General features: G+C 72.6%; 22 protein-coding genes and 1 riboswitch. Of the genes, 15 read left to right on the top strand and 7 right to left on the bottom strand.

Features of this window, described 5'->3' with window-relative positions:
* Positions 1-61 precede the first annotated feature (61 nt).
* Together M0M48_RS12815 and M0M48_RS12810 are read left to right on the top strand one after the other, a co-directional pair.
* Positions 62-1,402, top strand: a complete 1,341-nt coding sequence (locus M0M48_RS12815) for an FAD-binding oxidoreductase (protein ID WP_257751435.1) — start codon at positions 62-64, stop codon at positions 1,400-1,402.
* 15 nt (positions 1,403-1,417) lie between these two features.
* Entirely contained in the window at positions 1,418-1,771 is a 354-nt protein-coding gene (locus tag M0M48_RS12810) for a cupin domain-containing protein (RefSeq protein ID WP_215813037.1), read from the top strand.
* A 13-nt stretch (positions 1,772-1,784) separates the two neighbouring features.
* Here M0M48_RS12810 and M0M48_RS12805 read toward each other — a convergent pair whose 3' ends face one another.
* The 4 genes from M0M48_RS12805 to M0M48_RS12790 all read right to left on the bottom strand — a co-directional run bounded on the left by M0M48_RS12805 (position 1,785) and on the right by M0M48_RS12790 (position 5,751).
* On the bottom strand, positions 1,785-3,506 hold the full coding sequence (locus M0M48_RS12805) for a helicase (RefSeq protein WP_257751434.1): 1,722 nt from the start codon (positions 3,504-3,506) through the stop codon (positions 1,785-1,787).
* A 9-nt stretch (positions 3,507-3,515) separates the two neighbouring features.
* Positions 3,516-4,079, bottom strand: a complete 564-nt coding sequence (locus M0M48_RS12800; protein ID WP_257751433.1) for a dihydrofolate reductase family protein — start codon at positions 4,077-4,079, stop codon at positions 3,516-3,518.
* 31 nt (positions 4,080-4,110) lie between these two features.
* On the bottom strand, positions 4,111-4,956 hold the full coding sequence (locus M0M48_RS12795) for an alpha/beta hydrolase (protein ID WP_257751432.1): 846 nt from the start codon (positions 4,954-4,956) through the stop codon (positions 4,111-4,113).
* Positions 4,957-5,022: 66 nt separating this feature from the next.
* The gene (locus M0M48_RS12790) at positions 5,023-5,751 is read right to left on the bottom strand and encodes a helix-turn-helix transcriptional regulator (protein WP_257751431.1); all 729 of its coding nucleotides are present in this window, start codon (positions 5,749-5,751) and stop codon (positions 5,023-5,025) included.
* Positions 5,752-5,836: 85 nt separating this feature from the next.
* Positions 5,837-6,025: riboswitch (cobalamin riboswitch) on the top strand.
* Positions 6,026-6,079: 54 nt separating this feature from the next.
* Between M0M48_RS12790 and M0M48_RS12785 the strand changes: the two genes are divergently transcribed.
* The 4 genes from M0M48_RS12785 to M0M48_RS12770 are packed head-to-tail and all read left to right on the top strand — an operon-like array spanning position 6,080 to position 9,667.
* The gene (locus tag M0M48_RS12785; protein WP_257751430.1) at positions 6,080-7,123 is read left to right on the top strand and encodes an ABC transporter substrate-binding protein; all 1,044 of its coding nucleotides are present in this window, start codon (positions 6,080-6,082) and stop codon (positions 7,121-7,123) included.
* Entirely contained in the window at positions 7,120-7,887 is a 768-nt protein-coding gene (locus tag M0M48_RS12780) for a class I SAM-dependent methyltransferase (RefSeq protein ID WP_257751429.1), read from the top strand. Before M0M48_RS12785 ends, M0M48_RS12780 begins: the two co-directional genes overlap by 4 nt.
* Entirely contained in the window at positions 7,884-8,903 is a 1,020-nt protein-coding gene (locus M0M48_RS12775; protein ID WP_257751428.1) for a FecCD family ABC transporter permease, read from the top strand. Before M0M48_RS12780 ends, M0M48_RS12775 begins: the two co-directional genes overlap by 4 nt.
* Positions 8,900-9,667, top strand: a complete 768-nt coding sequence (locus M0M48_RS12770; RefSeq protein ID WP_215813042.1) for an ABC transporter ATP-binding protein — start codon at positions 8,900-8,902, stop codon at positions 9,665-9,667. Before M0M48_RS12775 ends, M0M48_RS12770 begins: the two co-directional genes overlap by 4 nt.
* Positions 9,668-9,683: 16 nt before the next feature.
* Here M0M48_RS12770 and M0M48_RS12765 read toward each other — a convergent pair whose 3' ends face one another.
* Entirely contained in the window at positions 9,684-10,325 is a 642-nt protein-coding gene (locus tag M0M48_RS12765; protein ID WP_257751427.1) for a M17 family metallopeptidase, read from the bottom strand.
* Positions 10,326-10,446: 121 nt separating this feature from the next.
* Between M0M48_RS12765 and M0M48_RS12760 the strand changes: the two genes are divergently transcribed.
* Together M0M48_RS12760 and M0M48_RS12755 are read left to right on the top strand one after the other, a co-directional pair.
* The gene (locus M0M48_RS12760) at positions 10,447-11,529 is read left to right on the top strand and encodes a dipeptidase (RefSeq protein WP_257751426.1); all 1,083 of its coding nucleotides are present in this window, start codon (positions 10,447-10,449) and stop codon (positions 11,527-11,529) included.
* A gap of 7 nt (positions 11,530-11,536) precedes the next feature.
* A complete protein-coding gene (locus M0M48_RS12755) occupies positions 11,537-12,658 on the top strand; it encodes a serine hydrolase domain-containing protein (RefSeq protein WP_257751425.1) in 1,122 nt (373 codons plus the stop codon).
* A gap of 9 nt (positions 12,659-12,667) precedes the next feature.
* On the opposite strand, the gene M0M48_RS12750 is transcribed toward M0M48_RS12755, so the two are convergent.
* Positions 12,668-13,372, bottom strand: a complete 705-nt coding sequence (locus M0M48_RS12750) for an aspartate/glutamate racemase family protein (protein ID WP_257751424.1) — start codon at positions 13,370-13,372, stop codon at positions 12,668-12,670.
* Complete coding sequence (locus M0M48_RS12745; protein ID WP_257754483.1) at positions 13,369-14,415, bottom strand: P1 family peptidase; 1,047 nt, start codon at positions 14,413-14,415, stop codon at positions 13,369-13,371. The genes M0M48_RS12750 and M0M48_RS12745 overlap by 4 nt, the downstream gene beginning before the upstream one ends.
* Before the next feature lie 392 nt (positions 14,416-14,807).
* Between M0M48_RS12745 and M0M48_RS12740 the strand changes: the two genes are divergently transcribed.
* The 7 genes from M0M48_RS12740 to M0M48_RS12710 all read left to right on the top strand — a co-directional run bounded on the left by M0M48_RS12740 (position 14,808) and on the right by M0M48_RS12710 (position 25,384).
* The gene (locus tag M0M48_RS12740; RefSeq protein WP_257751423.1) at positions 14,808-16,394 is read left to right on the top strand and encodes an ABC transporter substrate-binding protein; all 1,587 of its coding nucleotides are present in this window, start codon (positions 14,808-14,810) and stop codon (positions 16,392-16,394) included.
* 101 nt (positions 16,395-16,495) lie between these two features.
* A complete protein-coding gene (locus tag M0M48_RS12735; RefSeq protein ID WP_257759350.1) occupies positions 16,496-17,425 on the top strand; it encodes an ABC transporter permease in 930 nt (309 codons plus the stop codon).
* A gap of 5 nt (positions 17,426-17,430) precedes the next feature.
* Complete coding sequence (locus M0M48_RS12730) at positions 17,431-19,371, top strand: dipeptide/oligopeptide/nickel ABC transporter permease/ATP-binding protein (RefSeq protein ID WP_257751421.1); 1,941 nt, start codon at positions 17,431-17,433, stop codon at positions 19,369-19,371.
* Positions 19,368-20,108, top strand: coding sequence for an ABC transporter ATP-binding protein (locus M0M48_RS12725; protein ID WP_215817464.1), 741 nt, complete (start codon positions 19,368-19,370; stop codon positions 20,106-20,108). The genes M0M48_RS12730 and M0M48_RS12725 overlap by 4 nt, the downstream gene beginning before the upstream one ends.
* Positions 20,109-20,119: 11 nt before the next feature.
* Positions 20,120-23,458, top strand: coding sequence for a serine hydrolase (locus M0M48_RS12720; RefSeq protein WP_257751420.1), 3,339 nt, complete (start codon positions 20,120-20,122; stop codon positions 23,456-23,458).
* A gap of 1 nt (position 23,459) precedes the next feature.
* Positions 23,460-24,581, top strand: coding sequence for a M20 family metallopeptidase (locus M0M48_RS12715; RefSeq protein WP_257751419.1), 1,122 nt, complete (start codon positions 23,460-23,462; stop codon positions 24,579-24,581).
* Entirely contained in the window at positions 24,578-25,384 is an 807-nt protein-coding gene (locus M0M48_RS12710; RefSeq protein ID WP_257751418.1) for a GNAT family N-acetyltransferase, read from the top strand. The genes M0M48_RS12715 and M0M48_RS12710 overlap by 4 nt, the downstream gene beginning before the upstream one ends.
* Positions 25,385-25,390: the final 6 nt, after the last annotated feature.

Here is a 25,390-nt window from a genome sequence, read left to right as displayed (position 1 = left end):
GATGCCCGCTGGCGCCGCACCGAGGAACGTGGGGGACCGGGGAGGCAGTCTGGAGGTCGGCATGACGACGTGGTGCGGGCCAGGCGAGCCCGGGTACGACGAGCAGCGTGCGCTGTTCAACGCGATGATCGACAAGCGGCCGCGGGTGATCGCGGCCTGCACCGGCCCCGCCGACGTCAAGGAGGCGCTCGACCGCGCCGCCCGGGACGGCCTCGCGGTCGCCGTACGCTCGGGCGGGCACTCGGTGGCCGGGCAGTCCAGCAATGACGACGGTCTGGTGGTCGACGTACGGCCGATCAAGGGCGTGGAGATCGACGTGGCGGCCCGGGGGGCGCGGGTCGGCGGCGGCTGCACGTGGGCCGAGTTCGATGCCGCGGCCCAGGAGCACGGGCTGGCGACGACCGGTGGTCGGGTGTCGACGACCGGGGTGGCGGGACTGACGCTCGGGGGCGGCTCCGGCTGGCTGGAGCGCCAGCACGGGCTCAGCTGCGACAACCTGGTGGCGGTCGAGCTGGTCACGGCCGACGGCCGTGAGGTCCGCGCGGACGAGCACCAGCACCAGGACCTGCTCTGGGCGAGCAAGGGCGGCGGCGGCAACTTCGGCGTCGTCACGGCCCTGGAGTTCCGGCTGCACCCGGTCGGCCCGATGATCATCGGCGGGCTGATGGCCTGGCCGCTCGCCCGCGGTGCGGAGGTGGCGCTGGCGTTCCGGGACTGGGCGGACGATGCTCCCGACGAGCTCGGCTCGGGCCTGGTCGTCATCAGTGGTCCGCCCGAGGACTTCATCCCGCCGCACCTGCAGGGCCGACCGCTGATCGGGGTCGCGGTCTGCTGGAACGGCGACCACGCCACGGGCCAGGAGCTCGTGCAGGTCATGCGCGACCTGTCGCCGGAGGTCGACCTGGTCGGACCGATGCCGTACGCCCAGCTGCAGTCGATGATCGACGACCCGCCGGGCTTCCGGCAGTACTGGAGCGCCGACTACCACGACGACTTCCCGGACGCCGCCCTCGACGTCTTCCTCGACGCCGGCGCCCGCCGTCCCTCGCCGATCACCCAGCACCTCCTCCTCCCGTGGGGTGGCGCCGTCGCCCGCATCGACGCGGACTCCACCCCGCTCAGCCAGCGCTCCGCCCGCTGGGTCAGCCATCCCTTCGCGACCTGGGACGACGCCGCGGACGACGCCGCCAACATCGCCTGGGTCCGCGACTACCGCCGCGCCAACGCGCCCTTCACCACCGGCGGCGTCTACCTCAACTTCATCGGCGACGAGGGCGACGAGCGCATCAAGGCGGCCTTCGGCCCGGACAAGTACGAGCGCCTGACCTGGATCAAGGCCGAGTACGACCCGGACAACGTCTTCGCCGGCAACCAGAACATCCGACCCCGAGCCACCGTCTGAGCAGAGGAGAGGCTCATGTCCGACAAGCAGAACATCGACACCCCGCACGAGCGCCGCGCCTTCCAGGACCACGGCCACATGGACGTCGTCACCCTCGGCGCCTTCACCCTCGGCCGCGGCACCTTCGAGCCCGGCTGGCGCTGGTCGAACGACGTCAAGCCGATCGCCGGCACCGACTCCTGCCAGGTCCACCACACCGGCATCTGCGTCTCCGGGAGGATGACGATCAAGCCGGACGACGGCGCCGAGCTCGACATCGGGCCGGGCGACGTCATCGACCTCGATCCAGGCCACGACGCCTGGACGGTCGGCGACGAGGCCTGCGTCATCCTCGACACGGGGGTGGCGGCGTACGCGAAGCCGGGGTGAGGCCGGTCGAGGCTCAGCCGGCGTCCTCGGTCAGCGTCGTGGCCGGGAGCCACGCCGCCCCGAGGAGCTCGGCGACGTCGGCGAGCCCGGTGGTGTCGCTGCCCACCGTGTCGGACGCCGCCGCGATCCGCTCCACCATCACCTTGCCGACCTGCTCCTCGACGGTGCCCTCGGCGTACGCGATGTGCCACGGCGAGACCTGGTGGTCGCGGTGGGTGCGGCCGGTCACCTGGCGTCCCGCGATGCCCGAGAACCGGGCCTGGTGGAAGACACCGACCCGCGGCTCGGTGCTCGCCTGGCGGCCGTCGGCGAGGGTCTCGCCCGCGTGCAGGCTGATCGACGCGACGGTGGTGAACACGCAGACCTTCGCCGCGCCGGTCTGGAACCGCAGGCGCTCGGCCTCGGCGTCGAACCGGCCGCGGCCGTAGATGCTGGCGACCTCGATGCCGGCGTCGCGCAGCCGGTCGGCGATCGGGTCGGCGGCGGTCGCGACGAACTCGACGGAGCACGCGACCTGGCGCTCGGCCTGGACCTGCTGGGCGATCCAGTCCACCGTCGAGTCGACGCGGATCAGACCGGCCTTCTGGCGGAACCGCAGCAGCGCCGCGCGGCCCTTGGCGACATTGCGGCCGCGCCGGGCGACGTCCATCTCGCGGCAGAACTCGCCCCACTCCGCCTCGTACGCCGCCCGCTCCGCCGGGCTCAGCGCCACCGGCATGCCCGAGATCGGCACCGGACCCCACGGTGCCGCGCGGTGCAGCATTGCCGGCGGCCGTTCCCCGTCGAGCCAGCCGCGCACCAGCTTGAGGTCCGCCGCCCGGCGGGTCGGGTCGGTGGTCCACGTCGCGCCGTAGCGGCCCTGGTCCACCCCGACACCGTGGCGCTCCAGCGCCGCGGCGAACGTGGCACCGGGCTGGGTGGCCGTCGTCCACTCCTTCATCGACTCGCCGAGCGCCTGCGCGTACGCCGGGGCGAGGTAGGGGAGCTCGAGGGGCGTGTGCCCGGGCGTCGCGGTCGTCGCGATGACGAACGGCGCCTTGTCGTGCGGCTTGCCGTGCCCCGAGATCCGCGCCCAGAGCTTCCACCGCTTCGTCGTCGTCCGCCGCAGCGCGTGGGCCTCGTCCGCGATGATCACGTCCCAGGTGTGGTCCTTGACCTTCTCCAGCCGGTCCCAGGTGATCACGACCCACTCGAGACCCTCGCCGCCTAGCGCCGTGATCGTGCGGCACCAGTGGCCGATCGTGATCGCGGCGGGCCGGTCCGCCACGACGAGCACCCGGCGCGCGCCGCGCAGGTCGCCGACCGCCACCGCCCCGAGGACGGCCGAGATCGTCTTGCCCACGCCGGGCTCGTCGGCCAGCAGGAACAGCCGTCCGCCCGCCTCCGCGCGCGCCGCGATCGCGTCGGCGGCCTCGAACTGGATCCGGCGCGGCTCCAGCGCCTCGGTCGGCTCGGGGTCGGGTGTGCGGTGGTCGGGGTTGAGGTTGTTCTCGATGAAGCGGCCCAGCGTGTAGGGGCCGGGCGCGTAGGGCTCCAGGTGCGCGGGGAGCGCGCGGCCGACGTACAGGTGGGTCTTGACGGCGGGATGCCACGTGGCGCCGTCGACCTGCGTCCCGTAGGGGACGTCGAGCACCCACAGCCGCTCGCCCGGACCGGCGAACGGCAGGGGCCGGGTCTCGCCCTTCCGTGGGGACGCACGACGCCGGCGCGTGCTGGAACGACGGGAGCTGGCCACCCCCGGACGCTACCGGGGGCGTGCCCGGTAGCGCAGGGCGACCGCCCCCGACCGGAACCCGTGCCGGTCGACGAGCTCGAGCTCGACGCGTTCGCGCAGGCCGGCCATCAGCGTCGGCCCGTGCCCCGCGAGGACCGGCTGGACGACGAAGACGTACTCGTCGATCAGCCCCAGGTCCGCCAGCGCCAGGGGGAGCGTCACGCCGCCCACGAACACGCCTGCGCCGGGCTCGTCCTTGAGCCGGCGTACGGCCTGCTCGAGGTCACCCCGGACCAGCTCGGCGTTCCAGTCGACGCTGCTCAGCGTGCTCGACACGACGTGCTTCGGCGCCCGGTCGATCGCCTCGGCGAACGGGGTCTCCGACGCGCCCATCCAGTCGGGCCACACGCCGCTCTCGGGCCGGCGCCACGCGGCCTCCATCATCGTGTAGGTCACCCGGCCGAACAGCAGCGTGTCGGCCCGCTCCATCTCGTCGGTCCAGAAGCGCATCGACTCCTCGTCGGGCGGGATCCCGGCCTCGTGGTGGCAGCAGCCGTCGAGGGTCACGTTGATCGCGTACCGCAGTGGTCTCATGGCGCAATTGGACTCCTGCCGGCGCTGCTTCTCATCGGTCGGCGAGCGTCCGGTCGATCCAGGCGACGACCTCGGCGACGACGTCGGGGCCCTCGCGCTCGTCCTCCAGCCCGTGGAAGCCGCCCGGCCAGGTCCGCAGCGTCGCGGACGGCACGAGGCCGGCCACCGCGCGGCTGGCGGCGATCGGGTTGATCAGGTCGGCGTCCCCGTGCACCACGAGCAGCGGTACGGCGACCCGCGCCGCCGCCGTCGGCACCCGCTCCATCTGCGCCAGGACGTCGATCGCAAAGCGCGCGGTCGCCCGCCCGTGGACCAGGGGGTCGGCGTACCGCTCGGCGACGACATCGGGATCGCGGTTGATCCGCTCGAACCGCAGCCCGTTGCGCACCGTCAGGCCCGGAAGCGCACGCCCGAGCGTCCGGACCACCGCCACCTTGAGCCGCTGCCTCCGCAGCTCCGAGTCGAACGCGGGTCCGGTCACGACCACCGCGGCCAGGTCCGCCGCCGGCCGGTCGGCGGCGTAGAGGAAGGCGTAGAGCCCGCCCAGGCTGTGACCGTAGAGCACGACGGGTGCGCCGCCGGTCCGCTCTCGCTCGCGGGCGACGAGGTGGTCGACGGCCCGTGCCGTCGGGGGATAGCGGACGTCGCCGCGTCGCCCCTCGGAGCGCCCGAAGCCCTCGTGGTCGAGGGCGAGCACCGCGAACCCGGCATGGGTGAGGTGGCGAGCGGTGCCGTCGTACCGGGCGGCGTGCTCGCCGAGGCCGTGCAGGACGACGACGCTGGCGCGCGGTGGTCCGCTCGGCGTCCAGCGGACGGTGGCGAGCCGGGGCCCGTCGTCGTCGAGCGTGAAGGAGTCGAAGGTGGGGGAGTGGGTCACGAGCAGGTCCTCTCGGGTCGCCCCGAGCCTCGCCGCTCCGCACCGGCCGACGATTGGACGAACCTGCTAGCTCGCCAGGATCTCCCAGCGGATCGCGCCGAACGCGGTCGGCGGACCCCCGAACGTCCGGTGGCAGGTGCGCGTCAGGTGCGAGCTGTCGGTGAAGCCGGCCAGGTGCGCCGCCTCGGTGAGCGATCGCCCCTCGGCGACCGCCGCGGTCGCCCGCAGCAGCCGGAGCCACCGGACATACGCCCGGAAGGTGATGCCGAGGTCGTCGGCGAAGAGGTGGGACAGCCGGCTCTCGGACAGGTGGACGGCCGCGGCGACGTCCCGGAGCCGCACCGGGCGCTGGTCCAGGTCGTCGCGGAGCACGGCGAGGGCGGCGACCACGCCCGGGTGACGCGACTGCGGTTCCAGCCCTCCCGGGACCTGCAGGCGCCCGTCCGCCCACGCGCGGTGCCCGTTCGTCAGGCGCTGCCCGGCGCGGTGCCACGCGCCGGCATCGCCCGGATCGTCGACCAGCCTGGCCAGCTCGGCGCCCAGCGCCGACGCGGGCTCGACGTGCGCCACCACGCCCCACGCCCCGTCGGCGTGGAACGCGTGCGTCTGGTCGGCCGGGACGATCGCCGCGTCCGTACGCCGCTCCCGGCCGTCGCGGTCCTCGATCACGAACGAGCCCTGGTGGGCGATCGCCACCTGGACGGAGTGGTGCGCGTGCCGCGGCAGGCTGCCCAGGGGGCCCTCGATCTCGAGCAGGCCGGGACGCAGGCGGCCGTCACCGGACCACTGGGGCATCGGCACTCCTCGAGCTGCGGGCGGCGCGGTCAGTGTGCCACGGGCCGCTCGGCTCAGGGGACGCTCCGGGGTGGCCGATGAGCGCTGCTACGCTGCCGGTGCCAGTCAAGCCACCACGGCCAGGGAATCCGGTGCGAATCCGGAGCTGACGCGCAGCGGTGAGGGTGACGGGCGGAGCAGCACCTCGTGCAGCCACTGGACCGAGCATGGTCCGGGAAGGCGTTCCGCCTGCTTGATCCCGAGTCCGAAGACCTGCTGGCTTCCGCGGGCCGTCCTGATCCGCGCGAACCCGATGGACAGGCCCCGCGACCCGGGTCTGCGGATGACGATGGTGAGCACCCCAATGTTCCGTCCCACCCCTCTTCGCCCTGCCGCGCTCCTCAGCGGCGTCCTGCTGTTGGGCGCGCTGACCGCGTGCGGGGACGCCGATGCCCGCACCGATGCGGGCTCCGACCCGAGCACCGCCGGCGGCTACCCCGTCGGGCTCGCCAACTGCGGCGTCGACGTCGAGGTCACCCGGCCGATCGAGCGCGCGGTCGCGGTCAACCAGCCCGCGCTCGAGCTGCTGCTCGCGCTCGGCCTGGGCGACCGGATGACCGGCTACGCGATCAGCGACGACAGCGTGCTCCCCGAGCTCGAGGAGGAGCGCGCCAAGGTGAAGCCCTTCGCCGCCGAGTTCCCGTCGTTCGAGTCGGTGCTCGACCGGGACCCGGACTTCCTCTACACGACCTTCGACTACACGTTCACCGACGAGGGGATCGCCGACCGCGAGCGGTTCACCGGGCTCGGCGTGCCGACGTACCAGTCGCCGAGCGAGTGCGCCGGCCAGGAGGCCGAGGTCAAGAAGGCGCTCACCCTCCAGGACCAGTACGACGAGATCACCGACGTGGCGCGGCTCTTCGGCGTCGAGGACAAGGGCGCCGCGCTCGTCGCCGACCTCCAGGACCGGGCCGCGGCGGCCAAGCCCGCGGACGGGGCCGACGAGGTCACCCTCGCCTGGTGGTACGCCGCGACCAAGTCGCCGTACATCGCCGGGTGCTGCGGGGCGCCGGGCCTGATGACCCGCGCGGTCGGGGCGACCAACGCCTTCGAGGAGTCCGACCAGTACTGGCCCGAGATCGGCTGGGAGAGCATCCTCGACAAGGACCCGACCGTGCTCGTGCTGGCCGACCTCGGCCGCGGGGGCGACGGCGACAGCGCGAAGGCCAAGATCGCCTTCCTCGAGTCCGACCCGGTCGCGAGCCGGCTGACCGCGGTCAAGGAGAAGCGCTACATCATCCTCGACGGCACCACCATGGACCCGTCGATCCGCAACGTCGACGGCATCGAGCAGCTGGCCGCGGGCCTGCGGAAGCTGGGGCTGGCGTCGTGAGCAACGTCGATCTCCTGAAGCGCTGGGACGACCAGCAGGCCGCCTACATCGCCGACCGCGAGGGCCGGTTCGGCGCGATGCTCGACGTCCTGGACCTCCAGTCGGGCGGTGCGCCCGCGGTCGTGGTGGACCTCGCGTGCGGGCCGGGCTCGCTGTCCTTCCGGGTGCTGGAGCGGTTCCCCGAGGTCCGCGTGGTCGGCGTCGACCACGATCCGTCGCTGCTCACGCTGGCCCGCGAGGCCGCCGCGGAGCACCCTGGTGGCGACCGCGTGCTCTTCGTCGACGACGACCTGACCTCCGCCGGCTGGACCGACCGGGTCCGGACCCGCGCCGGCGGCGCCCCCGTGGCCGGCGTGGTCTCGACGACGGCGCTGCACTGGCTCGCGCCGGGCGAGCTGGTCGACGCCTACCGCGGCGCACGCTCGCTGCTCGCCGACGGTGGCGTCTTCCTCGACGGCGACCACTTCCGGTACGACGACCGGCGGCCCCGGCTGCGGACCTGGGCCGCGGAGCACGACCGTCGTACCCAGGAGGCGGCGTTCGCCGCCGGCGCCGAGCCGTGGGACACCTGGTGGACCGAGCTCGCCGCGCGTCCGGGCTACGCCGAGCTGACCGCCGAGCGGGACCGGCGCTTCGCCGACCGGCCGGCGCCCGAGCCGAGCGAGGTCGGCTTCCGCCTGGCCGCACTGGCCCAGGCGGGCTTCGCCGAGCACGGGACGGTGTGGCAGCTCTTCGACGACTTCGTCGTCTACGGGGTGGCTTGACCTCCCTGCCGCGGCTGACCGGGACCCTCGTCGTCGGCACCGCCCTGGTGCTGCTGTCGCTGGCGACGGCGATCACGATCGGGCCGGCCGATCTGTCGGTCCCGGACGTCGTCGCCGTGGTCCGCGAGCACCTCGGCGGGCCGCCCGCGGACCTCTCCCCGCTCCGCGCGGCGATCGTGTGGGAGCTGCGCCTGCCGCGCAGCATCCTCGCGGCCGCGTGCGGTGCGGGACTGGCGGTGTGCGGCGCGGTGCTGCAGTCGCTGCTGCGCAACCCGCTCGCCGATCCCTTCGTGCTGGGCATCTCGTCGGGCGCCTCGACCGGAGCGGTCGCGGTCGCCGTGCTGGGGATCGGCGCCGGCACCGTCGGCCTGACCGGCGGCGCCTTCGTCGGCGCCCTGGTCTCGTTCGCGCTCGTCGCGCTGCTCGCCTGGGCGGCCGGGTCCGGCCCGGACAAGCTGATCCTGGCCGGCGTGGCCGGCACCCAGCTGTTCTCGGCGCTGACGTCGTTCATCGTGCTCACCTCCGCCGACCCGGAGCAGACCCGCGGCGTCCTCGTCTGGCTGCTCGGCTCGCTCGGCGGCGCCCGCTGGTCGGATGCCGTGCTGGTCGTCGTCGTGGTCTCCCTGGGCACCCTGGTCTGCCTGGTGATGGCGCGCTCGCTCGACGCGTTCGCGTTCGGTGCCGACGCCGCCGGCACCCTGGGCGTCTCGGTCCGCCAGGCTCGCGCCGTACTGCTGGTGACGACCGCGGCCATGACCGCGGTCGCCGTCGCCTCCGCCGGTGCGATCGGCTTCGTCGGCCTCGTGCTGCCCCACGCGGCCCGCGCCGTCGTCGGTCCGCGGCACCGCGCGCTGCTCCCCGTCACGGCATTGGTCGGCGCCGTCTTCCTGGTCTGGGCCGACACGATCGCCCGGGTCGTCGTCGAGCCGCAGGAGCTGCCGGTCGGCGTGATCACCGCGCTCGTCGGCGTCCCGGCCTTCGCGCTGATCCTGCGCCGCCGCGGGAGGCGCGCATGAGCCTCCGCGCGCGCGAGGTCACCTGGCGCCAGGGTGGCCGGCTCATCGTCGACGCGGTCTCGCTCGACGTACCCGAGGGGGCGACCGTCGGCCTGCTCGGGCCCAACGGGTCGGGCAAGTCGTCGCTGCTGCGGCTCCTCGCCGGCACCCGTCGTACGACGTCCGGGGTGGTGACGCTCGACGACCTCCCTCTGCGGGACTGGCGCCGCCGTACGCTCGCGCGCCGGGTCGCGGTCGTCGACCAGCACGCCGACACCAGCGTCGCGCTGACCGTCGCCGACGTCGTCGCGCTCGGCCGGATCCCGCACCAGGGACCCTGGCGCCCGCACGACGCGAGCGACGACCGGGCCGTGACCGAGGCGGCCGCATCGGTCGGCATCACCCACCTCCTCGACCGCTCCTGGGACACCCTCTCCGGCGGCGAGCGCCAGCGCGCCCAGCTCGCCCGCGCCCTCGCCCAGCAGCCGCGCGAGCTGCTCCTCGACGAGCCGACCAACCACCTCGACGTCGCCCACCAGCTCGAGCTGCTGGCCCTGGTCCGGCGCCAGCCGGTGACCTCGGTCGTCGCGCTGCACGACCTGCACCTGGCCGCTCGCTACTGCGACCTGCTCCTCGTGCTGAGCGCCGGCCGGGTCGTCGCCTCCGGCGAGCCGGCCGAGGTCCTGACGGCGGGCCTCATCGCCGACGTGTACGACGTCCGGGCCCAGGTCGTCGTCGACGAGCACGGCCCCTGGGTGCGGATCCTCGACCGGCTCCAGCCCTGACCGACCCGGTGCTGCGTCATCGTGCGGGCTCCCACGTGCGGAGCAGCTCGACCAGCGTCCGTACGCCGAACCCCGTGGCCCGTGCGTCGGCGCCGGACCCGCTGACGGCCGGTCCGGCGACGTCGAGGTGGACCCACGGGAGGTCCTCGGGGACGAACGCACCGAGGAAGAGGGCGGCGGTCAGGGCCCGGCCGGTGTCGGTGCCGGGATGGTTGCGGACCGTCGCCCCGGGGGCCGACGACCGCACCTGGTCGGCGTACCTCGGGGCCCAGGGCAGGCCCCACAGCGGCTCTCCGGAGCGCTCGGCGGCGGCGAGGACCTGTGCGCCGAGGGCACGGTCGCGGGCGATCAGCGCACCGATCGAGGGGCCGAGAGCGATCGTCGCCTGGTAGGTCAAGGTCGCGATGTCGAGCACCGCGCGGGGCCGGTGCTCGGCGGCCCAGGCGAGGGCGTCGGCCATGATCACGCGGCCCTCGAAGTCCGTGTCGACGATCTCGACGCCGAGCCCGTCGCGGGTCGTGACGACGTCGCCGGGGCGGACCGCGCCCGGGCCGGGCAGGTTCTCGACGACCGGGAGGACAGCGTGCACCGGTACCGGCACGTCCAGCGCGGCGAGGGCCGACAGGGCGCCGACGACGGTCTCCGTCGATGCCCCCACGCAAGCCGCGTTGGCCGAATCCACCACCGGATCACCAGCCTCTGGTCGAGATCGCTCAAGACGTCGCCGGCCTGCTCGGCGAGGATGAGGTGTTTCTCGCCGATCGAAGGAAGCCATCTCGATGTCACCGAATGCCGTCGTTCCGCCTGCGGTCACCCACCCCGTCGTCCACCAGGCGCTGGAGCTCGCGCAGGTGATCGACGGTCACAACGACCTGCCCCACCGGGCCCGCAACATCGCCGGCTACTCCGTCGAGGGTCTCCTGGCGGGATCGCCGTTCCAGACCGATGTGGATCGGCTGCGGCGAGGGGGTGTCGGTGGGCAGTTCTGGTCGGTGTATGCGGACAGCGAGCTTCCCGCGGTCGAGGCGGTGCAGTACACCTTCGAGCAGATCGACTTCGTCTACCGGCTGCTCGATCGCTATCCCGAGGTGTTCGAGCTCGCCCGGACCGGCGATGACGTACGGCGTATCTGGGGTCGCGGGAAGATCGCCTCGCTCCTCGGTGCGGAGGGCGGCGACAGCATCGGCGGCTCTCTCGCGGTGCTGCGGATGATGGCCCGCCTCGGGCTCAGGTACATGACGCTCACCCACAACTACAACGTGCCGTGGGCCGATTCTGCGACGGACGAGCCCGTCCTGGGCGGGCTGTCGGACTTCGGTCGCGAGGTCGTGCGCGAGATGAACCGTCTCGGTGTCCTGGCCGACCTTTCCCACGTGTCGGCCGACACCATGCGCGACGCGATCCGTACGTCGTCGGCGCCCGTCATCTTCAGCCACTCGTCCTGCCAGGCGCTGTGCGCGCATCCGCGCAACGTCCCGGACGACGTGCTCGCGTCGCTGCCGGGCAACGGCGGTGTCCTGATGGTCGCGTTCGTGCCGATGTTCCTGAGCGAGGAGTACGACGCGTGGTTCCGCGGGGGACAGCAGGGGCCTCGTCCCCCCGTGACGGTCGACCACGTCGCCGACCACGTCGAGCACGCCCGGGAGGTCGCGGGCATCGACCACATCGGCCTGGGCTCGGACTACGACGGCTTCGACGACTTCCCGGAGGGGATGACGTCCGTCTCGGGATTCGCGCCGCTGCTCGACCGGCTCGCCGAGCGCGGGTGGTCGGCGCGCGACCTGTCCCGATTGACGGGTGCCAACGTGCTGCGTGTCCTCGACGAGACCGGTGCGGAGTCCGTTGCCGCCGGCCGGCGCTGAGCCCGCGATGTCTCTTCGAGACGCGGCGGGGACGCTGTGCGGCCTCGACGTGCCGGCGTTGATGCGCGAGGCGCAGGTTCCCGGCTGCTCGGTGGCCATCCTCGACCAGGGCCGGATCGTGGAGCGGCGCGCCTTCGGGGTGCGGTCCTCCGGGGAGCCTTCGGCCGTCACGGCGCAGACCGTGTTCCAGGCTTGCTCCATCAGCAAGCTCGTCTCGCTCGTCGCGGTCCTGCGACTGGTCGACCGCGGCGACCTCGCCCTGGACGAGGACGTCAACGAGCGCTTGAGGCAGTGGCACGTCCCGGCCGACGGCGGGGGACGACCGCGGGTCACCCTGCGTCAGCTCGCCACCCACACCGCCGGGCTGAGCACGTCCGGCTTCCTGGGTTATGCGGCAGGCACCCCCGTCCCGTCGCTCCTCCAGGTGCTCGACGGGACGGCGCCGGCCAACTCGCCGGCCGTCCGGCGGGAGCACCCGGTGGGGACCGAGTTCCTCTACTCGGGGGGCGGAACGACGGTGATCCAGCTGCTTGTCGAGGAGCTCACCGGGCTCGGTGCCGAGCGGCTCCTCGACGAGCTGGTGCTCTCGCCCCTGGGGATGCGGGACAGCACCTTCGCGCAGCCGCTGCCCGAGGCGTGGTCGCACCGCGCGGCCCATGGGCACCGCGCCGACGGAAGCGAGGTCGACGGCGCGTGGCACACCTACCCGGAGCAGCTCGCCGCCGGCCTCTGGTCGACGCCGAGCGACCTTCTCGAGGTCGCGCTGAGCGTCCAGCGATCCTCGAGTGCGGCCGGGGAGGGTCTGCTCACGCGTGAACGCGCCGCAGAGATGGTGCGTCCCGAGGTCGCTCTCCCGGCCGGCGCCGAGGTGACCGGCGGCTTGAACGCCATCGGCGTGGGCACGTTCCTGCGGGTCCAGGACGAGTCGGCGACGTGGTTCGGTCACACCGGGGTCAACGAGGGGTACCGGTGCTGTCTCCTCGCCAGCACCGCGACCGGGCAGGGCGCGGTGGTGATGACCAACAGCGACGCCGGGTTCGAGGTCATCGAGCCACTCCTCGGCGCGATCGCCACGTCGTACGGGTGGGACGGGCTCGACCTCGCGCGCCGGCCCGCTCCACGCGGCTGACCGGGACGATCAGCGACCGGGAGCGAAGGCCTTCACGCAGGCGTCGGCCAGGCACGCGACCGAGTCCACCACCGGGAGCACCTGCGCCGCGCGCCTGCTGGCCAGGGGGATCTCCGTGCACGCGGCCAGGACGACATCGCATCCCGACGCGGCGAGAGCCCGGGTCGCTTCCTCGATCAGGCGCTCCGCCAGGTCCGGGTCCGCGCCGCCCTTGACGATCCGGATCGCCTCGTCGATCAGGTTCTCCTGGTCGTCCTCGTCCACGTGGACCAGGTCGAGGCCGTGCTCCTGGGCCGCACGGTCGTACAGTCCCGTGAGCCGCGTGCCGCGCGTCGCGAACAGGCCGACTCGCCCCGACGACAGGGCTGCCGCCGCCTCGATCGTCGCCGCGATCATGTCGACGAACCCGTGACGCGGGGTGAGGTCGAGGTCGGCCAGGAACGCATGCGCGGTGTTGCACGGGATCGCGATGAGGTCGGCGCCGGCGTTGCGCAGCGCGTGCCAGCCCTCGCTCATGGCGGGGACGGGGGAGGGCCCGCGGCCCAGGAGCGCATCGGTGCGGTCCGGGACCCGTCCGTCGCTCCAGATCACGACGGGGATGTGCTCCTGGTCCACGCTTGCCGGCGTGGCGGCGATGAGCTGCTCGAAGAAGTAGGCGGTCGCGATGGGGCCCATCCCGCCGAGGACGCCCAGGAGGGAGGGCTGGATCGTCACGGGCGGAGCCCGTCCGTCCAGGCGTGGTCCGGAACGCGGTGGGCGACACGACCGGTGCTGAGCTCGACCGTGTCGGCCGCGCAGAGGGCATCGACGACGGCTTCCTCGACGCAGTCGAGGGTCGCGCCGAACACCTCGTCGAGGTCCGCGGGCCGCAGGCCGGGCGCAACGCGACGGTCCGTGGAGAGGCTGATCGCGTAGTCGCCGCTGCCGTGGCTGTACGCCGCCCCGACGCGACCGAGACCGAAGACGCCCCGCCGCGCGATGCGTTCGAGCTCGTGCGGAGTGCTGGGGAAGTCGACCGCCACCACGACCATGCACGAGCCTTCCTCCGAGGTCGGGCCCGCGACGGGGAGCCCCAGCGACCCAGGGGGCACGCGGCGGCCCTGGAGCCGGAGCTCGCCGGTCATGTTGGCCTGGACCAGGACGCCGAGGTGGTGCTCCTGCCCGCGAACGCGAACCCGCCGTGACGCAGAGCCGATCCCTGCCTTGAACCCGAGTGCGCAGGCTCCGGCCCCGCCTCCGACATTGCCTCCGGCGACGACGTCCCGGCTCGCGGAGTCCAGGGCCTCGACCACCGCCTCGTCCTCGAGGCGGTGGTCATGCTCTGCGGACAGCCAGGTGTCGTTGATCTCCCCGACCACCGGGTTGATCGACCGGAGGGCGGTTGCTCGCCGGCCCTGCATCCAGGTGATCAGGTGGTCGGCGACCCGGAACGTCGACAGCGTCGAGGTGAGCATGACGGGCGTCTCGACCTGGCCGGTGGTCCCGATCTGGGTGGCACCGACCAGCTTCCCGTACCCGTTGCCGACGTACAGGGCGGCCGGAAGCGGCAGACCGGCCGCGAGGTCGTCGTTCAGGATCGCTGTCACGCCCGTGTGGACGCCACGATCGTCGTCGTGCACGGTCGCGTGGCCGACCCGCAGGTCGCCGACGTCGACGATCGTGTTCGTACGCCCGGTCGGAAGCGGTCCGAAGGACATCCCGAGGTCACGAGGGCGCATGCCGCCGGCAGGTGCCGCCGCCGCGCTGTCCTGTTCCATCACGGAAGCAATCTCGCCCAGCGCGCGCCCCAGCGTCATCGTGCTCGGCCACGACATCGGGCGCCTGCCGTCGTCGGCCTGGCCAACACCACCGGGTGGTGGCGGCGGCCTGGTCCGGGCCCCTCGGTGCCGTGGTCTCACGATGAGGGCCGTTGGCGTCTTGGACAGCGGGGTGCCCCTTGAATTGGGGGATCGCATGAACACTTCGGCGGCCCAGGCTCCTTAGTGTGATGGAAAAGACGTCCTTCGATGCAGCGGCTCGGCGCGCGAAGACCTCGTCCAGCGTGCGCGCTGCACCCGGCGACCGCGACCAGCCCGTCCATGACGGCCGGCTGATCATCCGCGTCCCCGACTGAACACCCCCGCACTCCCTACACCCGAAGAGGAACGACATGAGGACCGTCACCACCAGGAGTGCCCTGCTGGCACTCTCCCTCTCGCTGGTCGGCACCGCCGGCCTCGTCGCCTGCAGCTCCGGCAGCGGGTCCGACAACGGCCCGAAGTCGTACGCCGACGGCAAGACCTTCGCGTTCGCGATGAACTCCGATCCCGGCGCCCTCGACCCCCAGCAGTCGTTGACCGGCAACCTCACCCAGCTCACCCAGTTCGCCTACGACAGCCTGCTGTCCGTCGCGGCCGACACGGGCGAGATCCAGTCGCAGCTCGCGGACTCCTGGAAGGTCGACGGCAAGACCATCACGCTCGAGATCCGCGACGGGGTGACCTGCTCCGACGGCTCGCCCTTCGATGCGCAGACGGTCGTCGACAACCTCACCTACCTCAGCGACGAGGCGAACAAGAGCCCGTTCCTCGGGCTCTACTACCCCGCGGGTTCCACGGCGACCGCGTCCGGCTCGACCGTCACCATCAAGGTCGGCGTCACCGGACCGTTCGTCCTCAACGCCCTGGCCAAGGTCCCCATGGTGTGCGAGGCCGGGCTGAAGGATCGCAGCACCCTCACGGACGGGACGTCCGGTACCGGCCCCTACGTGCTGGAGAGCTCGGTCCCGGGCAGCAAGTACGTCTACAAGGTCCGCGAGGGCTACACGTGGGGCCCCGACGGCGCCTCGACCGCGACCAAGGGCATGCCGGCCCAGATCGACGCCACCGTGGTTCTCAACGAGACCACCGCCGCGAACGGTCTCCTCACCGGGACGCTCAACGCGGCGACGATCAAGGGGCCTGACGCCGAGCGTCTGGACAAGGCCGGCGTCGCGTCGGCCGACCTCCCGATCATCCTCGGCGAGCAGTGGTACAACCACGCCGAGGGCCACCTGACCAGCGACCCGGCCGTCCGGATGGCGCTCACCCAGGGCATCGACTACACCCAGCTGGCGGACGTCCTGACCGCCGGCAAGGGCATCCCCACCACCCAGCTCGCCCCGATGCCGCCCATCGCGTGCCAGGGCACGACCACCGGTGCGGTGCCGGCCTTCGACGCCAAGGCCGCCGGGGCCCTCCTCGACGAGGCGGGGTGGGTCAAGGGCTCCGACGGCATCCGGACGAAGGACGGCAAGAAGCTCGAGCTGAGCCTCCTGGTCGACAACTTCGCGGGCAACCCGGCCGCCGCCGCGTCCGAGCTCGCCGTCGAGAACTGGAAGGCGATCGGGATCAAGGTCAACGCCAAGCTGCTGAGCACCTCGCAGCTGTCCGAGCCGCTCTTCACGACGGGTGACTGGGACATCGCGTGGGAGACCGTGGGCGTCAACTCGCCCGACCAGATGGTGCCGTTCCTGTCCGGCGACACCGCCAACAACTTCTCCCACATCGACAACGCCGACTACGAGGCCAAGGTCGAGGCGGCCAACGCCAAGGTGGGCTCCGAGAGCTGCCCCGACTGGCTCGCCGCCGAGGAGAGCCTGTTCGCGGCCGCCGACCTCGTCCCGTTCGCGGGGAGCTCGAACCCGACCTTCCTCAAGGGCGCGGAGCTCACCACCGGCGCGATCCTCGTCCCCAGCGCCATCCGCATGCTCGGCTGAGCTGCCCGAGCGCTTCATCCACCTCTCACGGGAGATCCCGCATGACCACGACACCGACAGCCAGCTCACCGGACCTCGGCGATCCGGTTCGCCGACGGCCCCTGCTCGGGGGACGTTGGACCCGGTTCGCCCTCAGGCGAGGTGGGCGGCTGTTGGTGTCGCTCTGGGTCCTCGTGACGGCGTCCTTCCTGATGATCCACCTGGTGCCGGGGGACCCGGTCCGGGCCTCGCTCGGGATGACCGCCCCGGCCGACCTGGTGGAGGCGAAGCGCGAGGCGCTGGGTCTCAACGACCCGCTGCTCACCCAGTACGGCCACTTCCTGGGCAACCTCGTGCAGGGTGACCTCGGCAGCTCGATCGCGACGCAGCTGCCCGTCGCGGACACCATCGCGCAGCGACTCCCCGCAACGGCCACCTTGGGTGGGCTCGCGTTCCTGCTCGCGGTGGCGATCGCCATCCCGGTCGGCGTCGGGATCGCCGTGCTCACCCGCAAGGGGAGGCGACGCCGCACCGAGCTGGCGTTCGCGAGCACCAGCGTCCTGCTCGGCGTCGGGCTCGTCTACGTCTTCGCCGTCACCCTGCAGTGGTTGCCCGTCGCGGGCAACGAGACCGCGTCGTCGTATGTCCTCCCGGTCATCGCACTCGCCCTCGGCTCGGCGGCGGTGCTCTCCCGGATCATGCGCGTCGAGATGCTCAAGGTCCTCGAAGCCGACTACATCCGCACGGCCCGCGCCAAGCGCCTGCCGCCGTTGCGCGTCCTCCTCGTCCACGCGCTCCCGAACGCGGTGACCGCGACCCTGACCATCGGAGGACTGTTGCTCAGCTCCTTGATCGCCGGCACGGTGCTGGTGGAGAACGTCTTCTCCTGGCCGGGCCTGGGCAGCACGATCGTCCAGTCGATCACCACCAAGGACTACCCGCTGGTGCAGGGAATCGTGATCGTGTACGGCCTCGGGGTGCTGCTCATCAACACCCTCGTCGACGTGACGCTCGCGATCCTCGACCCACGTTCGACGATCGGCGCTGCGTGATGACCATGACGACATCGACCTCTTCCCGGCGCTGGCGCCGCGTGCTGAGCACACCCGTCGGCATGGTCGGGTTCGGCCTGCTCGCCCTGGTGGTGGTGCTGGCCGTGCTCGCGCCGCTCCTCTGGCACGACCGCGCGGTGGCCGTCGACACGGCCAACGCCATGGCGGGTCCGTCCAGCGACCACTGGATCGGCACGGACGCCCTCGGGCGTGACCTCTTCTTCCGCGTCCTGGTGGCGACGCGTCTCTCGCTGCTGCTCGCCGTCTGCTCCACGGCCATCGCGATCACCGTCGGTCTGGTGCTCGGCGCGGCACCACTCCTCCTCGGTCCGCGGATGGGCCGCCTGGTGGGGGCCCTGATCAACGTGCTGGTGGCGTTCCCCGGGCTCTTGCTGGTGCTCTTCTTCGCGGTGGTCTTCGGTGTCGGCGCGAAGGGAGCCGTGTTCGCGATCGCGATGGCCGGTGCTCCCGCCTTCGCCCGCCTGTGCCAGACCATGGTCGCCGGGGTCCTCGGGCTCGACTACGTCGCCGCGGCCCGCGTGGCCGGGGTCGGTCGTTTCCGGATCCTGTTCCGCCACGTGCTGCCCAACATCGCCGAGCCCCTCATCGTCAACGCCTCGATCGGTGCCGGCGGGATGCTGCTCGCCTTCGCGGGCCTGTCCTTCCTCGGGCTCGGTGTCCAGGCGCCCGCCTACGACTGGGGCCGGTTGATGCAGGAGGGCCTGACGGGCATCTACATCCACCCCTTGGCGGCACTCGCCCCGGGCCTCGCGGTGATCATCGCCGGTCTTGCCTTCAACCTCACGGGCGAGGCCATCGCGCGGGGCTTCGGCATCCCGGAGGCGGGCAACCTGGCGCCCGCGCCGGCCCGTACGCCCGCGGTGCCGGACGACGAGTCCGGGGCCGACGCCCACGCCGCCCCCGCGCCCGAGCGCGGTGATGTGCTCGACGTACGCGACCTGCACGTGACGTTCCCCGGCCCGGCGGGTGCGATCCGCCCCGTCCGAGGGGTGTCGTTCAGCATCGGCCGCGGCCAGGCCGTCGCCATCGTCGGCGAGTCCGGGTCCGGCAAGTCGCTCACCGCCCTGGCGGCGGCGCAGCTGGTCGAGGAGCCGGGCCGGGTCGAGGCCGACCAGCTCACGTTCGTCGGCACCGACCTCCTCGACGGTGAGGCCGACGCGAAGCTCCTCGGGCAGTCGTTGTCCGTGGTCTTCCAGGACCCCATGACCTCCTTCAACCCCGCGCACCGGATGGGGCCGCAGCTGGCCGAGGTCGCTCGTCAGCACCAGGGTCTGAGCCGCAAGGCGGCCCTGGCCCGGGCCGTCGACCGGCTCCGTGCCGTCAAGGTGGTCGACCCGGAGCGCCGGGCCAAGCAGTACCCGTTCGAGTTCTCCGGCGGGATGCGCCAGCGGGCGATGATCGGCATGGGCCTGATGGGCACCCCGCAGCTGATCATCGCCGACGAGCCGACCACCGCCCTCGACGTCACCGTCCAGCAGCAGGTGCTCGACCTGCTGGGGGAGATCCGCCGCACCGACGACGTGGCGCTGCTCCTGATCAGCCATGACGTCGCCGTGGTCGCCGAGATCTGCGACCGGGTGCTGGTGATGTACGCCGGACGGATCGTCGAGGAGCTGCCCGCCGCCGACCTCTGGACCGGAGCGCAGCATCCCTACACGCGCGCCCTGGTGGCCGCCGTACCGGACATGGAGACCGACCTCGACGCCCCGCTGGCCAGCATCGCCGGGCGACCGGTGGACCCGACGGACATCCCGATCGGCTGCGCGTACGCCGCGCGCTGCCCCCTGGCCGACGACCACTGCCGCTCCGCCGACCCCGATCTCGTCACCGACGCGGCGGGCAACCGGGTCGCCTGCTGGCGCGCCGGCCAGACGCTGTCGCTCGGCCCCACCGTCACCAGCGAGAAGAAGGTGGTCACCTCGTGAGCACGCTCGACTTCGACAACGTCAGCGTCAAGTACGGCGCCTCCACGGTGCTGCGGGACGTCACCCTGACCGTCGCCGACGGCCAGGTCGTCGGTCTGGTCGGCGAGTCCGGCTCCGGCAAGTCCACGCTGGCGCGGGCCGCCGTGGGGCTGGCGCCGATCAGCGCCGGCCGCATCCTGCTCGACGGCGCCGAGGTGAAGCCGCGGGGCCGCCACCGACCGCTGCAGATCGTCTTCCAGGACCCCTACTCCTCCCTCGACCCGCGGATGACGGTCGGCGAGAGCATCGCGGAGGCGATTCCCGACCGGCTCGGCCGGGCAGCGCGCCGGGCCGAGATCACCCGGCTCCTCGAGCTCGTCCACCTCGACCCGGCCCGGGCCACGAGCCTGCCGCGCCAGCTCTCCGGGGGACAGCGCCAGCGGGTCGCGCTCGCGCGTGCGCTGGCCGGACGCCCGGAGGTCGTGATCGCCGACGAGATCACCTCGGCGCTCGACGTCTCCGTGCAGGGTGCCGTTCTCAACCTGGTGCGCGAGATGCAGCGCGAGCTCGGCCTGTCGATGCTCTTCATCTCCCACAACCTCGCCGTCGTCCGGTACGTCGCGAGCCACGTCGCCGTCATGTACCAGGGCCGCATCGTCGAGCAGGGCCCGACCGCCGACGTCCTCGAGCGTCCCACCCACCCCTACACCCAGCGTCTGGTGGCGGCCGTGCCCGGCCGTCATCACCGCACTGCCTGAGGAGCCTCCCCATGACCCGCAGGATGGCCATCGACGACCTGGCCGAGCTGGCCGTCGCGTCCCAGCCGGCGCTCTCGCCGGACCACCGTCGCCTCGTCCACGTGGTGACGACCCAGGACCTCGCAGCGGACCAGCCGGTCACCCAGCTGTGGATCACGGACCTCGACGACGACGGGGCGCCCCGGCGGCTCACCCGCGGAGGCTCGGACACCGCCCCCGCCTGGTCGCCCGACGGCTCGACGATCGCCTACGTGCGCGACCAGCAGGTCTGGCTGCTCCCGATGTCCGGGGGAGAGCCGGTGCAGCTCACCACGCTCCCGCTCGGCGCCGGCGCACCGGTGTGGAGCCCCGACGGCTCGGCGATCGCCTTCAGCGCGCCCGTGGACCGCGTCGCCACCGCGGAGGAGACCGACGCCGACCGTGCCCGGCGCGCGGATGCGCCGATCGTCAGCGAGCGACTCGACTACCAGATCGACGGCATGGGCTTCGTCGGCACCGTGCGCACGCAGATCCACCTGGCGGAGATCGCCACGGGCGAGGTCCGCCAGGTCACCGAGGGCCGTCACCACGCCCAGAACCCGGCGTGGTCGCCGGACGGCGCGACGCTGGTCTACACGGCGAAGGCCGACGGCGACTCCGACCTCGTGGCGTCGAGTGCGGTCTTCTCCCTCGCGGTGACCGGCTCCCACGCCGCCCCGCGCGTCGTCGTGGCCGAGGGGAGCATGGCGACGGCCGGCTTCACCCCCGACGGCGGCTCCCTGCTCGTCGTCGGCCACCGCGGGGAGCCGCGCGGCCACGCCGGGCTGTTCCGCGTCGACCTCGCCACCGGCGAGCTCACCGACCTCGCGGCCGGCCTCGACCGCAACGTCATGCCCGGCGCGCCGGCGTACCCCGGAACGGTGCCGCAGGTGGTGGGCGACGAGGTGCTGTTCTGCGTCCGCGACCGCGGTTGCACGCACCTGTACGCCGTCGGCCTGGGCGGTGGCGCTCCGCGGCTCGTGCACGGGGGAGCGGGGCACGTCGTCAGCCAGGTGTCCGTCGCGGGACAGCGGGTCGCCTTCGCGCTCGCCACGCCCACCTCGTTCGGCGAGATCGTCACGCTCGACCTGGCGACCGGCGCCGAGACCACGGTGACCCACCACGGCGAGAGCCTTGCGGAGGTCGAGCTCTACGAGCGCACCCCTCGCGAGTTCACCATCTCCGACGGCACCGTCGTCGAGGGCTGGTTGATGCGTGACGAGTCCACGTCCGGCCCGGGACCCCTGCTGCTCGACATCCACGGCGGCCCGCACAACGCGTGGAACGCCGCGGCCGACGAGGTGCACCTCTACCACCAGGAGCTGGTGGCCCGCGGCTGGACCGTGCTGATCCTCAACCCGCGCGGCTCCGACGGCTACGGCGAGAAGCACTACGACGCCCTCTTCGGCGGATGGGGCGTCACCGACGCGAACGACTTCCTCGAGCCCGTCGACCTCCTCGTGGCCGAGGGGATCGCGGACCCGGCGCGGCTGGGCGTCACCGGCTACAGCTACGGCGGCTACATGACCTGCTACCTCACCAGCCGCGACACCCGCTTCGCCGCGGCCGTCCCGGGCGGTGCGATCGCCGACGTGATCAGCATGGGCGGAACCAGCGACCTCGGCCACTACCTGAGCGCCCTGGAGTTCAGCTCCCTGCCCTGGCAGGACCCTGTCGGGCTGGCGGAGATGTCGCCGTACCCGCGGGTCGACCAGGTGACCACGCCCTCCCTCGTGCTGCACGGCGCGGCCGACGTACGGTGCCCGGTCGGTCAGGCGGAGCAGTGGCACGCCGCCCTGCGCGAGCGTGGCGTGCCGACCGGCCTCGTCCTCTACCCGGGCGCCTCGCACAACTTCCTGATCACCGGTCGGCCCTCCCACCGCCAGGACTACGGCCGCCGCGTCGTCGACTGGGTGGAGCGGTACGCCGGCAACGCGGCCGGTCCGCGTCCGGCCAGGATCGACGCCGAGCACTGGGCTCGGCGGCTGGAGAGGCTGGCCGCGAGGCACCAGGTCCCCGGCGCCCAGCTCGGCATCCTCCGCCTGGGGGTCGACGGTGCGCCCGACGAGACGGCGTACGCCGCCACCGGTGTGCTGCACGCCGCCTCGGGCGCCCCGGCGACGACCGATGCCCTGTGGCAGATCGGCTCGATCACGAAGGTGTGGACCGCCACGGTCATCATGCAGCTGATCGACGAGGACGCCTTCACGCTGCACACCCCGGTGACCGAGATCCTCCCGGAGCTGAGGCTCAAGGACGAGGAGGCCGCGGCCAAGGTCACCATCTGGCACCTGCTGACCCACACGAGCGGCATCGAGGGCGATGTCTTCGTCGACACCGGGCGTGGCGACGACTGCCTGGAGAAGTATGCCGCCGTGCTGGCCGACGTCGACCAGATCCACCCGGTCGGGGCGACCTGGTCCTACAGCAACTCGGCGTTCTCCCTCCTGGGCCGGGTCATCGAGGTGACCACCGGACTCACCTGGGACCAGGCGATGCGGGAGCGGCTCTTCGCCCCGCTGGGGCTGACCCGCACGGTCACGCTGCCGGAGGAGGCGATGGTGTTCCCCCATGCCATGGGGCACCTCGTGGGCCTGCCGGATCCCGAGCCGGCCGGGGTCGCGATGCTGCCGCGGTCGGTCGGTCCGGCCGGGCTCATCACCTCGACTGTCGCCGACGTCCTGGCATTCGCCCGTCTGCACCTGATGGGCGGGGTGGCCGCCGATGGCACCCGGGTGGTGTCGCAGGACAGCGTGGCGGCGATGAACGCCGACCAGGTCCCCGGTGTGGAGCAGCTGCTGATGGGCGAGACGCGGGGTCTGGCCTGGTTCCGCTTCGACTGGAACGGTCACCCCACCTACGGCCACGACGGGAACACCATCGGGCAGGCCGCCTTCCTGCGGATCCTTCCTGAGGCTGGGATCGCCGTCACGCTCCTCACGAACGGGGGGAGCACCCGCGACCTCTACACCGAGCTCTACGAGGAGATCTTCAGCGAGCTGGCCGACGTCCACCTCCCCGCCCGGTTCGCTCCGCCCGTCGAGCCGCCGGTCGTCAACCACTCGCCTTACCTGGGCCGGTATGAACGCGGGGAGCTCCTGGTGGAGTTCCTCCTCGAGGAGGGCGAGCCGGTCCTGCGAACCACGCTCAAGGGGCCGCTTGCCGACGTCCTTCCTGCGGTGGAGACCTACACGGTCGTGCCGGTCGTCGATGGCGTGTACGCCATCCAGGCATCCGGGGCGACGGACTGGGTCCGTGTCAGCTTCTACGACTTGCCGACCGGTGAGCAGGGCATCCACATCGGCCTGCGTGCCACCCCGAGGAAGGCCTGACATGACCGTATCCACCCCCGGCGTGGCACTCGACCTGGTGCTCGCCGACCTGCGCGAGCTGATCGAGTGCGAGTCTCCGTCGAGCGATCTCGAGGCCGTGGGCCGATCGGCCGACGTGGTGGCGCGGATCGGTGCGTCCCGGATGGGTGCCGAGCCCGAGCGGATCGTGATCGACGGTTGCACCCACCTGGTGTGGCGCCACGGGCCGACCAAGGTGCTCCTGGTCGGCCACCACGACACGGTGTGGCCGCTCGGCACCCTGGCTCGTCAGCCGTTCTCCGTCGTGGACGGGGTGCTGCGCGGCCCGGGCTGCTTCGACATGTCGGCCGGGCTCGTGATGGCGATGCACACGGTGGCCGCCCTCGGGGAGGCCGGCCGGGCCGGCGTGACCGTCCTGGTCACGGGTGACGAGGAGATCGGATCGCCGACCTCGCGCAGCCTGATCGAGGAGGAGGCACGAGGCGCGGTCGCTGCGCTCGTGCTCGAGGCGTCCGCCGACGGCGGCGCGCTCAAGACCGCCCGCAAGGGCACCTCGATGTACGAGATCCACCTGACGGGCCGCGCGGCCCATGCGGGACTGGAGCCGGAGAAGGGCATCAACGCCGGCGTCGAGCTCGCTCACCAGGTCCTCGCCCTCGGAGCCTTGAGCGACCCGGAGGCCGGTACGACGGTGACCCCGACGGCGTCGAACGCCGGGACGACGCTCAACACCGTCCCGGCGTCGGCCTCGGTCTCGGTCGACGTACGCGCCTGGACCGTCGCGGAGCAGGAGCGCGTCGATGCCGCGATCCGTGCCCTGACGACCACGCTGCCCGGAGCGTCGATCAGCGTGCGTGGCGGGATCAACCGCCCGCCCCTGGAGGAGTCGTCCTCCCGCGAGCTGTTCGCGCGTGCCTCTCGCCTCGCCGAGGCTCTCGGCCAGCCGCCCGTCAGCGCGACCGCGGTCGGCGGCGCCTCGGACGGCAACTTCACCGCAGGCGTCGGGACGCCCACCCTCGACGGCCTGGGTGCCGTCGGCGGCGGAGCGCACGCCGACAGCGAACACGTCGTGGTCGACCGCCTGGTCGATCGCACCATCCTGCTGCAGGCGCTGGTCGCCGAGCTTCTCGAGGAGAGCGCATGACCAGAGCACCCGTCAACCCCGACGTCACCGAGGCGGAGGCCTCGGCCGCCGCCGCAGAGCGCGCGTCGGGTGTGACCATCCGCAACCTGACCGAGATCGACGAGATCAACGAGGTCACCGACCTGCTGGCCCTCATCTGGGGCCGTCCGGACAACCCGCCGATCAGCTCCGAGCTCCTGCGGGCGCTCGGCAAGGCCGACAACTACATCGGCGGGGCCTATGACGGTGACGAGCTGGTCGGCGCGTGCGTCGGCTTCCACGCGTCGCCCAACACCCGCATCCTGCACAGCCACATCGCGGGTGTCTCCCCGTCGGCCGCCGGTCGTCACGTCGGCTATGCCCTCAAGCTCCACCAGCGGGCCTGGGCTCTGTCCCGCGACATCGGCATCATCGAGTGGACCTACGACCCCTTGGTGGCCCGCAACGCCCACTTCAACCTCGTCAAGCTCGGCGCACTGCCGGCCGAGTACCTCACCAACTTCTACGGCGAGATGCACGACGTCATCAACGGCGGGGACGACACCGACCGGCTGCTGGTGACCTGGGACCTCACCTCGCCCGAGGTGGTCGCGGCGTGCCGGGGCGTGCGGAGGGAGCCGGTCACTCCGGCGGGCGCGATCCGCGTCGCCGTACCCGCGGACATCGAGTCGCTGCGCCTGGCCTCTCCGGCGGAGAGCCGGGCCTGGAGGCTCGAGGTGCGTGCGGAGCTCGCGGCGCACCTTGCCGGCGGCGGCCGCATCGTCGGTTTCGACCGTGCTGCGGGCTACGTGCTCGTCCCCGCCGCCGAAGCCGCGCAGCCGTGACGCTCG

Source organism: Pimelobacter simplex, assembly GCF_024662235.1.
Lineage (GTDB): Bacteria > Actinomycetota > Actinomycetes > Propionibacteriales > Nocardioidaceae > Nocardioides.
Note: the sequence above shows the minus strand (reverse complement) of the source record. Positions and strands in the feature narration are given on the sequence as shown.